The following is a 12,261-nucleotide window of genomic DNA, read 5'->3' as shown; positions in this document are numbered from 1 at the left end:
AAGGGAGGTCATCATGTGAAAGTATCAAGAATTTTGTCAGGGATCATGTTGTTTTCAGTTTTGTTCATTACTGTTGGTTGTGCCAAAGGATCGGATTCCACAGCAAGTAAAGATCAGAAAGACTCGATTGAGATCTTGAATGATAAGAATCAGGGGACGGGGAAAGCAAAAACATTTGTACCAATTTTGGAAAAAGAAACGGGATTATCAGTCAAGTTTGTCAATACACCAGATCTAAGCTCCTATCAAACAAATATCCAACAGTCCTTACAAGGAAATGATGCACCGGCTTTGTTTACTTGGTGGACAGGGAGTATGTTGAAGGACTTGGTCAAAAATGATTTAGTCGAAGATTTGTCTGATCAATGGTCGGATTATGAAGCGGCGGGTGTCAGCGATCAAATAAAGGATGCATTATCTGTGGATGGTAAAGTTTATGGTGCACCCTTGAATATGATTTATAACGGCGTTTATTACAACAAAGAGATTTTCAGTAAATATGGCATTGAGGAACCAAAAACATTTGATGAATTTCTTAATGTTTGTAAAGTGCTGAAAGAAAATGGAGAGACACCAATTGGAATCGGTAATACATGGCAGTCATTCTGCTGGCCGCAAGCGTTGATGGGAAGTCTTGATCCAGACTTGTATGAAGAATGGATCTCTGGGAAAGTGCCATTTACAGATGAACGAGTTAAAACTGTTTTCTATCAATGGATCGATATGATTCAAAAAGGCTATTTTTCCGATGTGCAGCAAGATCAGATCAAAGAATTTTCCGGTAAAAAAACAGCGATGTTCTACCATGCAACGAACTCTTTGACAAGTTTGAATGAAGATTACGGTCTGGAATCTGGGAAAGACTTAGATATGTTTATTCTGCCAGCAAAAAACAGTACTGATAAAAAAGCCGTTTTTTATGAAGTAACTCCATTGCTGATCGGTAAGAACAGTAGCAATAAAGAAAATGCAAAGAAAGTATTGAAAGGGTATTTCAAACAAGACGTGCAACAAGAGTATGCAGACAAAACTGGAATGGCCGCAGTGACAAATGTGACGTTTAACGATCCAATCAGTAAAAAACTGGTTGATGAAGTAAATGATACCGATAATTATTCCTTGCATCTGCGGTATTATGAGCAGTTCAATCCAGAACTTGTCAACTTCTCTATTGATGAATACTGGAAAATCTTTTCTGATCCGACAAAAGATCAGGTGGATAAAAGCTTAGAAGCCATCCAGAACAAATGGGAAAGTCTGAATAAATAAAGCGTGGCGGAGGCTGCAAGATAGATGGAATCAGAATATAGACCTACTAGTCGAGCAGCCTCTTATGAGGAGGAACTATGGAACATACGGAAAAAGTAATACTGCGAAAAAAAGCAAAACGATTCTCTCTCAAATCACTGGTCCCTTACCTATATGTACTCCCAGCAGCTGTTTTGGTCACGGTATTTTTCGTAATGTCTGCGATTTACACCCTAGGGTTAAGTTTTACAGATTGGGACGGATTATCCGCGCTTCATTTTATCGGATTTGATAATTATCTCCGATTGTTTCAGGATGAGTATTTTATTCAATCATTTCTGAATACGTTGATTTGGGTATTCTTTTCTTTGATTATTCCGGTGATCATCCCATTATTGTTAGCCATAATGATTACAAATAGTCGCTGGGGCTCTATTTTCAAAAATCTGTTTTATTTGTCGAATGCCGTCTCTCCAACAATTGGTGCATTGATCATGACTTCATTATTGTCGAATTATGGATTACCGAAATTACTAGAGTTATGGGGTCTTACTGAGAACACCACCTATTGGTTAGGCATTCCACATGTCAACACATTTGTCATGATCGGCGCAGGTATCTGGCAGGGGATCGGTACAAATCTGATTCTGTTAATTGTTGGATTGAGCAATCTTCCCGGAGAGCCAATCGAAGCAGCAAAATTAGATGGTGCTTCAACTAGTCAGCTTTATCGATATGTGGTTCTTCCTTTATTAAAACCAACATTGATCGTTGTGCTTTTAATGGCGATCATCAATAGCTTCAAAACCTTTGATGGCATTTGGTTAATGACCGGGGGAGGACCTTATAGAAGTTCCGAGACATTGGCAGTGACCATGTATAAGGAGTCTTTCATCAATGGTTCCTATGGTTATGGATCGGCTGTAGCAACTGTGCTATCGGTCATTGTTTTGCTCATCTCAATCATTTATCTAAGACAAACATTTAAGGAGAAGTAGATGGATAAAACAAAAAAGAATTTTAGAATAAATAATTTGATTTTATGTATCTTAGGTTTTATTTGGCTGTTTCCTTTTACTTTTGTATTAGTAAATAGCGTGAAATCAGGCGCTGAATATAACCAAGGGAATTTCTGGGATCTTCCTACGGGAATAGCGATCCAACAATCCATCGATTTCATCAGTGAACGGGTTTCACTGATGAATGGGTTCTTGAATAGTTTGCTCTATGGGGTGCTTTCAGCAGCAATAGCGATTTTATTAGCAGCTCTAGCCGCTTATGCCATTACCAAATTAAAGATAAAGGGACGCTTCTTTTGGTTTATGCTGATATACAGTGGAACGATTTTTCCCTTTCAGATGTACCTTGTTCCCGTGTACAAAATGTATACTCAATTCAACTTATATGATACTCAAATAGGGATGATCCTTTTTTATTCAGCGATCTCCATTCCATTTTGTATATTTGTTTTACGAAATTTTTTTGATGGATTAGGCAATGAGCAGATGGAAGCGGCTCGCATCGATGGTGCATCTGATTTTCATGTGTTCTATAACATCTATTTGCCAATGGCTAAAGCACCTATTTCCGCATTGTTTTTGTTCCAGTTTTCATTCGTCTGGAATGATCTTCTATTTGGTTTTACGTTTAGCAAATCGGGAAACATCCGTCCGATCATGACTGTATTGTCCCAGTTGAATGGACCAAATGGAGCAACGACGAATGCGCCTGCAGTACTATTAGCTTGTGCGATCGCATCGATTCCAACGATTTTTCTTTATATTGTTTTGAACAAAAACTTTGAAAAAGGACTGGTGATGACAGAGAAATAGTTTTTGTTCCTCCTCTCAACAGGAATGTGATGACTATTCAGACGAAAAAAGCAGTATCCTTTGATCGCAAGTAGACAACAGTTCTCCTTTGGGAAGCGCATTCATTATTGCTTGCTATTTTTTTCTGAATATATTATTGTTATGACAATAAAGCTAGTAGGAGGACGAACAGTGAACGACAAGTTAGCCAAAAAGAAAGGATCCAGTCCGCTCTATAGTCAAATCGCGGATGATTTAAGATTTAAACTCTTATCAGGGGAATGGGCAGCAGGAGAAAAAATCCCTCCAGAACTTGAACTATGTACGATATACAATGTCAGTCGAATCACGATTAGAAAAGCGATCGATGAACTTGTTCGAGAAGGACATTTATATCGTGAACGGGCAAAAGGGACATTTGTTTTATCCGTGGATCATACGACAGAAAAAGAACATTATACAATGGTCCGCGGTTTTACACGAGAGATGGAGGAGTTAGGAAAGACTGTTCGTACACTGACGGCACATGTCCAATTGATTCATGCTTCTGAGCGGATTTCTCAGCAATTAGGGATTGAAAATGGCGGAGAAGTGCTTCAAATCAGACGGACAAGGGGAGTCGAGGGCAGTAAAGCATTTGCTTATTTTGTCACTCATATTCCATATACAGAGAAGTTCTCCTTAGATAGCAGTGATTACTACGGGTCACTATACGAGTACCTCAAGAAATTCAACATCGTTTTGAGCGAGTCCAAAGAATATGTGGAAGCAGTCATGGCAACACCTGAATTGCAAGCAATTTTAGAAGTATCGGATGTGACGCCTATTCTAAAACGAGTTCGCATGGTTTCAAGCAGTGATGGACAATATAAGGAAATCAGTGACTGTTACTACGTGGGAGACCAATATCGTTATTACGTTGAAATGTAATCCTTAAAAATGTAAAGTGCAAGATAGTCCAGCTATTTTGTACTTTCTTTATAAGGACCAAGTTTGGAACTTATCTAACTGGAATATCTTCTCATCCTTAAATGTTATGACAAAATAACATAAGAGGGACTAACCAAGCTGCCTCCATTTAATCAATATCAAAAAAGTTAAAGAGAGGAATCCAAATGTATAATTTACAACCAGAAATCAAAATCAGTCAGACTGCAGACACTTGGGAAAGCTATCAAGCAATCAGCAAGGAGTTGAACCGTCTATTTAATGAAGGAAAGAGCCGAATTGCTTTAGAATGCTATCCCGGAGTGAATCTCGAGGAACTAGAGCAACACTTGTTTCGTCATCTAACAAATATATGCTGTGTCAAAGCGGATGACTATGCATATGATGCTGAAACGGTAACGAAAATGATTGCAGAAAATTTAACGGAAGACCGTGTGTTTGGCAGAATGTCTCATGCCGATCTTGCACAATTTTTCCCCCACTATGAAATACAGCAATGGCGAAAGAAAGCATCTAAGATGGAAAAAATTCTTGTTTATGGTACTGGAGCAACTCTTTTGTTACCTGATCCAGATATACTTTGCTATGCTGATTTGACACGTTGGGAAATCCAAAAGCGCTATCGTAAAGGTTTAGCCAACTGGAAAGCTGCTAATGAACATGAAGACAATCTAAAAAAAGTGAAACGGGGATTCTTCTTTGAATGGCGTATCGCAGATCGACTGAAACAGAAACTTACAGACAAAATCGATTACTTGATTGATACGAATGTAGCGAATCAGCCAAAGATGGTAACAGGATCTGGCTATCGTGCTGCATTAGACGAAATCGTCCAGCAACCTTTTCGACTGGTGCCTTACTTCGATTCCAGTGTTTGGGGTGGTCAGTGGATGAAGGAAGAATTCAATCTGGATCCCAACCAACAAAATTATGGTTGGGCATTTGATGGGGTACCAGAAGAGAATAGTATATGTTTAAATTTTGCAGGAACTAAAATCGAGATACCCGCGATCAACATCGTTCATCAAAGACCGATCGCCTTACTTGGCAAGAAAGTACAGGCACGTTTTGGCAATGAGTTTCCGATCCGCTTTGATTATTTAGATACCGTTGGAGGAGGCAACTTGAGTCTGCAAGTTCATCCGCGAGTTGATTATATTCAAGAGAAATTTGGTATGACTTATACTCAAAATGAAAGTTACTACATTTTGCAAGCTGGTGAACATTCGACAATCTATTTGGGGGTGACCGAAGGAACGGAGAAAGAAGAATTATTTAGAGAATTAAAAAAAGCAGAGAATGGCGACTATCGTTTTCCAGACGAGAAATACATCAATTGTTTTCCAGTAAAAAAACATGATCATTATTCGATCCCCTCAGGAACGATCCATTGCGGCGGACCAGACACGGTCGTTTTAGAAATTAGCCAGACACCTTATATTTTCACCTTCAAACTCTGGGATTGGGGACGTCTAGGATTAGATGGGATCCCAAGACCGGTCCATCTTGTACATGGAGAAGAAAATGTCAATACAGCGTATGATACCGCCTGGGTCCAAGAAAATTTAATCAATCCCTTTGAAACATTGTATGAAGATGAAGAAATCCGGGTGGAAAAGACAGGGTTGCATGAGCTAGAATTTATTGAAACACACCGCCATTGGTTCAAAAAAGAGGTCACTGTATCTGTCCATCAAAGTGTGAATATGTTAAATTTGGTGGAAGGAGAAAAAATCACAGTTGAAAGTGTGACCGACAGTTTTGCCCCATTCGAGATTCATTATGGAGAAACATTCATTGTACCAGAAGCAGTGAAAGTCTACCGATTAGTAAATCAAGGAGATCCCAACAAAGAAGTTGCTGTGATTCAAGCATTTGTTCGAGGGTTATCTACAGAAGCAACCAAGCTCTGATCACAGAAAAATAGGAGTCATTGTGACAAGCGAGCAGAATAGGGATCAAAGGCAATCATTGACATAAAGAAAATCAGCCGAAGGAATCGAGTCATTGATCATACAAGGACTAGGATTGAAGTGATTCGTTGATAATCTACCCGAAGAAATGGCTAATAATGAGCGGTTGTGAAGGTGCAACGAGGCTCATTGAGATTATGAACAAGCCAACTATTCTTCGGGTATTTTTTTGTTCACAGATTTTGTTTGGTAACTTTGACAGTGCCAACTACTCTTCGCATATCGCTTTGTAGCGAATACTCCCGAAACGTTCCATCATAAATTTCATAGCCAGCAGTCTGTCCTTGGACTAGTTTTATGGTAGACTACAAAGAGATAGAGATATAAAACAGCAGTGAAAATACATAGCATAAGGAGCAACTGTTTATGGCAACGATTCGAGATATTGCAAAAATGACTGGTTATTCCATCACTACGGTTTCCCGGGTTATCAACGGCCATCCGTATGTGGAAGAACAAAAGCGTCAAACCATTTTAGCCATGATGAAAGAACTGAACTATAAGCCGAATAAGATCGCTCAGAAACTAAGCTCAGGAAAAACATTCAATGTGGGGGTCATCGTACCATTTGTCAACCATCCATTCTTCGATGGCATCCTCAATGGTATTATGGAGGAGGCATTTGCGCAACAATATAAGGTGACGCTTTTACCAACTAATTTCGATAAAGCCTTGGAGAAGGACTATTTAGAAGAGTTCGCTGCCAAAGGATTCGATGGGTTGATTGTCATCACGCGTGCTAACCATATTGAGACGTTTCGTCCCTATCTTGAAAATGGCCCCATCGTTTTTTGCGAAGATGCAAGCGGAACGGATGTCCCATTCGTAACGATCGATCAAGTTGGCTCAGTGACAGCCAGCATCCTTTATCTTAAAGAACAAGGCGTTAAACGGTTAGGCTTGACTCTTGGTCGCAGCAAACGACTCAGCTGTAATTCGATCAATACGATCGCTAAAGCAAAGGAGCTCTTTCCTGGGTTTTCAGAAGAGGACATTTTTTGGGATTGTATCAAAGCAGAAGATGGCGAGGCTGCGGCTGCTTTTTTCAAAGACCGGGGCGTGGACGGGATCATTACCAATGGAGATGAGATCGCAGCGACAATATTATCTCAATATGAGGAAAGCAAAGCACCTCTGGTTATCGGTCAAGAAAACTTACTGATCAGTCGATTACTGAACTTTTCCACCGTTGAATTCCATTTGCACCTCTGCGGAAAAGAAGCGTTTCGTCTATTCCAGGAACGGAGTAGGGAACAAATCGTTTTACCGTTTGAATTGCTTGTTCGCAGTTAAGCAATGCTCTAAAAATGTGTTACCAAAAGCACCATTCTTTTCTAGGAGACTGCCGTTTTGCAAGAAAAGGAGGAGAAAGCCCTCATGAGAATAGAGGGCTTCTTTTGTTGCTATTTTTTAGTGCAGTCTTTTTTTACTTTAAAGAAAAATCTTTAATTTGTTATGAAATACCTATAATTTGTTCCTAGATATTTCGTTAAGTAAGCGCTAACATTAGGTGTATCAAATTTTATTCTGAAAGGATGGATGTTGATGAAAAAAGTCGTTTTGGGATTGTTTGCCGCCAGTTCGTTGTTGCTTTGTGGGTTTTTGTTTGGGGTTGAGGGATCTGCCACCACTGTTGAGAAATCGGAAAAAACATTTATGGTCTATTACCGCACATGGAGAGATCAAAGTATTCCATCTGAACAAAATAATCAGATCCGAATGACAGATATTCCTTATGGTATTGATGTGGTCAATGTGTTCCACGCAAATGTGAGTGATGCAGATAGTAAAGTCTTTTTTGATGAAGTCGCCAATGTGTATGCACCAGAATTACACAAGCGAGGAACAAAGCTTGTACGAGGATTAGATTATCGCGAACTATTGAAAGTTCCTACAACGCAGAGCCAACCAACAGCAAAAGAATTTGACGATTATGCAAAGCAGCTTTTAGATAAATATATGACACCAGGAATCGATGGTCTTGATTTTGATATGGAAAGTACTTATACTACCAGTCAACTGAAAATCGCCCATGGGGTGATCGAGGCCCTATCACACTATATTGGACCGAAGTCAGACACAGATACACTGCTGATTTATGATACTGTAGATATCTTTTCCCTAGAGCCATTTACTCCTGTTTCATCAGCGTTCAGTTTTTTGGGTGCACAGCAATATGGATCGAATGCCACGCGGGCGGAGTCTTCATGGAACAACAAGTTCTCAAAGACAGGAATCGAACGGTCTCAGTATTTAGTCGGTCTCTCTTTTCCTGAAGAACGCACCAATCAAACATGGGGAGATACCCGTGAACCTTATGAGTCCAGCAATCTCTATAGTGTCGCAAACTATGTCCGTACAAGTGAAACTGGCGGCATGTTTCTTTATGCGATTGATCGCGATGGTATCCAAGGAAGAAACGATCAGTTGTTGAAAACGGACTTTCTCTGGACAAAAACGGCGATTTTGGAATCAAAAGGCTACTCTTTGGCCGAGTCGCAAGCTTTTGCTAAACATTATCTTGCTAGAAAGAACGACCAGTTTTCCGATCGCCAAGTTCAAGAATTAAGTCAACAAATCGAACGTGCCACTTCTCATTATGAAGTGAATCGAGTGTTTTTGGCTGCTAAGTATGAAGAAGCGGTCAGTCCCGAATATGACCCATTGAAAGAAGCTGCGCTTATGGCAGCAGAACAATAGACTCTATGCAAAAAAACTCTTCGTAAATGATGCGTAAATATCTGATTATTATAGGAGGCGTTGACAGTGAACAATAAGAATCAACTAGCAGTGAAACCATCTCAAAGATTTACAGTTGCTTTTGTGGTGATGGTTCTTTTAAGTCTTTTTTCTTTGGCCACACCGGTTTTAGAAGCTCAGGCTGCCGATCAAGTCACACCGAAAACAGTGATGTATGTTGAAGTCAATGACAACGAATTTAAAAACATTGGGAAATATACGCTAGCCGGAACGGACAAACCTGCAATCGACATCGGGATCATTTTTGCTGCGAATATCAATTATGATCCAGCGACAAAGCAAGCCTATCTTCATTTAAATGAGCAAGTACAAAAAACACTAGCTGAAAAGGAAACCCAGATCAAACCGTTACAAGCACGAGGCACAAAAGTCCTTTTATCGATATTAGGAAATCACCAAGGAGCTGGTTTTGCAAATTTCACAGATTATGCCAGTGCTGATGCGTTTGCTGCGGAGCTAGAACAAGTGGTTAAAACGTATGGTTTAGACGGAATCGATTTTGATGATGAGTATGCAGAATACGGGAAGAATGGGACACCACAACCAAATGATCAGTCATTCATTTGGCTTATTCAAGCATTGAGAAATCGTCTTGGGGCAGATAAGCTGATCACACTATATAATATTGGTCCCGCTGCCGAGAATTCAATGTATAATGAAAATGTTTCAAAGACGATCGATTATAGCTGGAATCCATATTATGGCTCTTGGCAGGTTCCTTACTTTGTTGGAATGGGTGCCGACCGTTTAGGACCAGCGGCTGTAGAAGTAGGAAGAAACCAAGCACAAAGCATTCAATATGCTAAACGGACGAAGGCTGAAAATTACGGGATTTTCCTAATGTATAATCTTCGCAGCAATAACTCTGCTGCTTATCTTTCGGGCATCACACAAGAATTGTATGGAAGAAAGACCGTTTATACAGAGAATATTCCAAACTAGAAGGATTCAAATCAAAGTGAGAAATGTGTCATAGATAAAGACTGTGGGGGACGCTTCAACAAGAAGTGCCTTCGCAGTTTTTTTACTCGAGGATAGGATTATCAGCAGATCTCCGTAGCTGGAAATTTATCAACAAAAATAAAAGAAATGTTTTTTTATTGGGAGATTTGAGGAAAATAGAATAGTAAATCTTTGTTTTGTTCAGCAATAAGACCACTTGTAATTCGTAGAAGAATGGCTTACCATTGTTCTATAGTTCCGAAAAACAAACAAGGAAGAAGTACCAGGCAAGAGCACTTGGGGAAGATTCTCTTGGGGGAAGCCTGATACATCTCCTGTTTTTTTATTTTAACATTATTTGCAAATAATGTAGAGAGATATTGAATAAATAAAATAAAAATACTTTATACATTTTGGTGTTTCAACGAAGCAGCACTAATTGGGCTACCTTTTTTCTGTTTTGGGAATCCTGTACCTAAAATCAGTTTCCTCAGTCTCTGAAAGTTTTACCCCACCAATGATGCAGTTTTGATTGAAAAGTTGCAAAGTCTCGCAACTCCTGTTTCAGAAGTACCTTGAATCAACACTGTAGCTGTATTTTCGTAAACATGAATAACGCTAACATCTTGTAAACCACTAAAGCCAATAACCTTTGCCTGATAGTCTTGACCAGGAAACACTTGATATTTTTCCATGTTTGTTCTCCTTTTTTATTTTAATTTATTCTTATTTCAAAAGAATAATAAGTAAAAAGTATAAAAAAGTAAAGGGAAACGATTTAAAGAAGACAACTAAGATTTTGCTGTTCATTTTGTTCTTTTAAAAAGGTCTTGAAGGGGATAGTCAAAGCCGATGTAGTTTTCTTAGAAGAACTTAAGTTATTTAATTATCAAGTAAATTAAGTAGGCATTTGGCAAGTTTTTCAAGTTATCTGGTGCTAGATTATTTGCCATATCATCATAGATTTTTAATCCATCATTTCCTTCTGCTAAATAAAGCAGTGGGACTTTTTTGTTTTTCTCGAGTTTCACTTTGCCGTTTTTGATAGTAGTCACAGCACCAAATTGTCTGTCTTCCTGTGTAAGGGGAAAGTCATAGTCTGAAAGATCGGTGACTGTTTGTGACATGGCGCCATTGGAGAATAGCTTCACCAATAAATGATTCTGCCCTTCCGCAATACCAAAGTTTAAATAGCCACTGATGGAAACATCTTGTTCATAAGTCAAAGAAGCAACTGATTCATGAGTATTTAATTCACCTTTGCGATAGTGATCAAAATAGACTGTTAATGAGGTTGCCGTGGTGTTGAATTTTAGTTGCGAACCATATGCCAGTAGCAAACCCGTTAAATCTGGTTCATTTTCTAGTTGAACAAGCTGCCCATCAGGGACACCAGCTATTTTGCTACCCTGAAAAGGCCAGTAATTGAAGTGATTCAAGAATAGACCTAATGCACCTACAAGGATGACAGGAAGTAGAATGAAAGCAATCAGAGGTCTGGATTTTCGCGGAGTTTTCTTTGTTGGGTTTACAGGTTGATTCATTTTGCGTTGCTCCTTTCAATAAAAGCAGTTCTTTCCAACAATTTTCTCATAGGGTAGTGTTTAAAACAATATTAAAAGTGAAAAAATATTCCATCGCAGAAAGAAGCATTAAAAGATAGGGAAGCACTATCTCTGGGTGAATCTGTTAAATTGCGTTCTCCTATTTACGGGTAACGAAAAAGGAAGGCCGCTAAGGGTCTTCCTTTTTTAGCAGTTTAAAGAGATCACAAATCAATACTTTGCTTTTGCCAAGCGTCATATTTCAGCAACAAGTACTCGACTGCAAAGAAAAGTGTAGAAGTCGATTCAAAAGGATAGGTGACCGTATCAGAAGAGCGTATCTCCGGATTTAGGACAAAAATTGTTTCTGTACATAGCTTAGAAACCGTCGAATTTCTTAGTTTGGTTAGTCCAATTGTATCGATATTTCTCTGCTTTAACTGTTTAGCAAGTTTGACGACGGTATCCGATTCGCCATTGAGTGTAATCAGCAAAACAAGATCATCTGGCTGGATGATTTTATAAAACTGCTCATTGATCGATACAGCATCAAAATCGTAGACAAGCAAGCCATTGTGGAGAAAAAGTAGTTTCATATAACTTGAAACTAGATTTTGAATGTCGCCAGATCCATAAATAAAAATGCGGTTAGCATTTGCCATCATGGCACAAATCGCTGAGAAATCTTTCTTCTCTAAATTTTCGATCGTTTGGATATGATTGGCGAGAATTTCTCCCTCGATTTCTGATAAAAGAGCGTTCTCCTTCATCAATTCAGCTTTTAGATGGTACTTAAATTCTGAAAAACCATCAAATCCAATCTTTTGGCAAAACCGCATGATTGTTGTTCTGGAAACAATGCATGCTTTGGCTAAGTCATTGATCGACATGGTGAGGCATTGTTTTTTGTGACTAACGATATAGGACCAGATCATCAGATCATTCTCAGTCAATTTTGTTTGAAACCTAGTAATACGATCTTGCAGCATACTATCTCTCCTTGCACTCCGTTACTTTTGTTCAAGTGTGACGATT

11 protein-coding genes are annotated in these 12,261 nt (G+C 39.0%); 8 read left to right on the top strand and 3 right to left on the bottom strand.

Features of this window, described 5'->3' with window-relative positions; all coding sequences use genetic code 11:
• The first annotated feature begins 15 nt into the window (after positions 1–15).
• The 8 genes from EG2_RS05265 (at position 16) to EG2_RS05230 (ending at position 9,682) form a co-directional block, all read left to right on the top strand.
• Entirely contained in the window at positions 16–1,269 is a 1,254-nt protein-coding gene (locus tag EG2_RS05265; RefSeq protein ID WP_060813823.1) for an ABC transporter substrate-binding protein, read from the top strand.
• Positions 1,270–1,346: 77 nt separating this feature from the next.
• Positions 1,347–2,246 carry a carbohydrate ABC transporter permease gene (locus tag EG2_RS05260; RefSeq protein ID WP_060813822.1) on the top strand — a complete coding sequence of 300 codons (900 nt, stop codon included), beginning with the start codon at positions 1,347–1,349 and terminating at the stop codon, positions 2,244–2,246.
• On the top strand, positions 2,247–3,080 hold the full coding sequence (locus tag EG2_RS05255) for a carbohydrate ABC transporter permease (RefSeq protein ID WP_060813821.1): 834 nt from the start codon (positions 2,247–2,249) through the stop codon (positions 3,078–3,080).
• A 171-nt stretch (positions 3,081–3,251) separates the two neighbouring features.
• Positions 3,252–3,989 carry a GntR family transcriptional regulator gene (locus EG2_RS05250; RefSeq protein ID WP_082709519.1) on the top strand — a complete coding sequence of 246 codons (738 nt, stop codon included), beginning with the start codon at positions 3,252–3,254 and terminating at the stop codon, positions 3,987–3,989.
• Positions 3,990–4,174: 185 nt separating this feature from the next.
• Positions 4,175–5,920, top strand: coding sequence for a class I mannose-6-phosphate isomerase (locus EG2_RS05245; RefSeq protein WP_060813820.1), 1,746 nt, complete (start codon positions 4,175–4,177; stop codon positions 5,918–5,920).
• Between the two features lie 426 nt (positions 5,921–6,346).
• Entirely contained in the window at positions 6,347–7,273 is a 927-nt protein-coding gene (locus EG2_RS05240; protein WP_060813819.1) for a LacI family DNA-binding transcriptional regulator, read from the top strand.
• Between the two features lie 252 nt (positions 7,274–7,525).
• Complete coding sequence (locus EG2_RS05235; RefSeq protein WP_060813818.1) at positions 7,526–8,680, top strand: EndoS/ChiA family endoglycosidase; 1,155 nt, start codon at positions 7,526–7,528, stop codon at positions 8,678–8,680.
• Positions 8,681–8,809: 129 nt separating this feature from the next.
• Positions 8,810–9,682 carry an endo-beta-N-acetylglucosaminidase H gene (locus EG2_RS05230; protein ID WP_060813899.1) on the top strand — a complete coding sequence of 291 codons (873 nt, stop codon included), beginning with the start codon at positions 8,810–8,812 and terminating at the stop codon, positions 9,680–9,682.
• 506 nt (positions 9,683–10,188) lie between these two features.
• On the opposite strand, the gene EG2_RS05225 is transcribed toward EG2_RS05230, so the two are convergent.
• The 3 genes from EG2_RS05225 to EG2_RS05215 form a co-directional block, all read right to left on the bottom strand.
• Positions 10,189–10,377, bottom strand: a complete 189-nt coding sequence (locus EG2_RS05225) for a hypothetical protein (protein ID WP_060813817.1) — start codon at positions 10,375–10,377, stop codon at positions 10,189–10,191.
• 183 nt (positions 10,378–10,560) lie between these two features.
• Positions 10,561–11,226, bottom strand: a complete 666-nt coding sequence (locus tag EG2_RS05220) for a hypothetical protein (protein WP_060813816.1) — start codon at positions 11,224–11,226, stop codon at positions 10,561–10,563.
• A 224-nt stretch (positions 11,227–11,450) separates the two neighbouring features.
• Positions 11,451–12,215 carry a MurR/RpiR family transcriptional regulator gene (locus EG2_RS05215; RefSeq protein ID WP_060813815.1) on the bottom strand — a complete coding sequence of 255 codons (765 nt, stop codon included), beginning with the start codon at positions 12,213–12,215 and terminating at the stop codon, positions 11,451–11,453.
• Between the last annotated feature and the right edge of the window lie 46 nt (positions 12,216–12,261).

This window comes from Enterococcus gallinarum NBRC 100675, from assembly GCF_001544275.1.
Classification (GTDB): domain Bacteria; phylum Bacillota; class Bacilli; order Lactobacillales; family Enterococcaceae; genus Enterococcus_D; species Enterococcus_D gallinarum.
Note: the sequence above shows the minus strand (reverse complement) of the source record. Positions and strands in the feature narration are given on the sequence as shown.

What these genes read in the sequence shown, in the direction of transcription:
- EG2_RS05260 (WP_060813822.1), top strand. Translation starts at nt 1,347, where the DNA reads ATGGAACATACGGAAAAAGTAATACTGCGAAAAAAAGCAAAACGATTC.
- EG2_RS05255 (WP_060813821.1), top strand. Translation starts at nt 2,247, where the DNA reads ATGGATAAAACAAAAAAGAATTTTAGAATAAATAATTTGATTTTATGT.
- EG2_RS05245 (WP_060813820.1), top strand. Translation starts at nt 4,175, where the DNA reads ATGTATAATTTACAACCAGAAATCAAAATCAGTCAGACTGCAGACACT.
- EG2_RS05240 (WP_060813819.1), top strand. Translation starts at nt 6,347, where the DNA reads ATGGCAACGATTCGAGATATTGCAAAAATGACTGGTTATTCCATCACT.
- EG2_RS05235 (WP_060813818.1), top strand. Translation starts at nt 7,526, where the DNA reads ATGAAAAAAGTCGTTTTGGGATTGTTTGCCGCCAGTTCGTTGTTGCTT.
- EG2_RS05230 (WP_060813899.1), top strand. Translation starts at nt 8,810, where the DNA reads ATGGTTCTTTTAAGTCTTTTTTCTTTGGCCACACCGGTTTTAGAAGCT.
- EG2_RS05225 (WP_060813817.1), bottom strand. Translation starts at nt 10,377, where the DNA reads ATGGAAAAATATCAAGTGTTTCCTGGTCAAGACTATCAGGCAAAGGTT.
- EG2_RS05220 (WP_060813816.1), bottom strand. Translation starts at nt 11,226, where the DNA reads ATGAATCAACCTGTAAACCCAACAAAGAAAACTCCGCGAAAATCCAGA.
- EG2_RS05215 (WP_060813815.1), bottom strand. Translation starts at nt 12,215, where the DNA reads ATGCTGCAAGATCGTATTACTAGGTTTCAAACAAAATTGACTGAGAAT.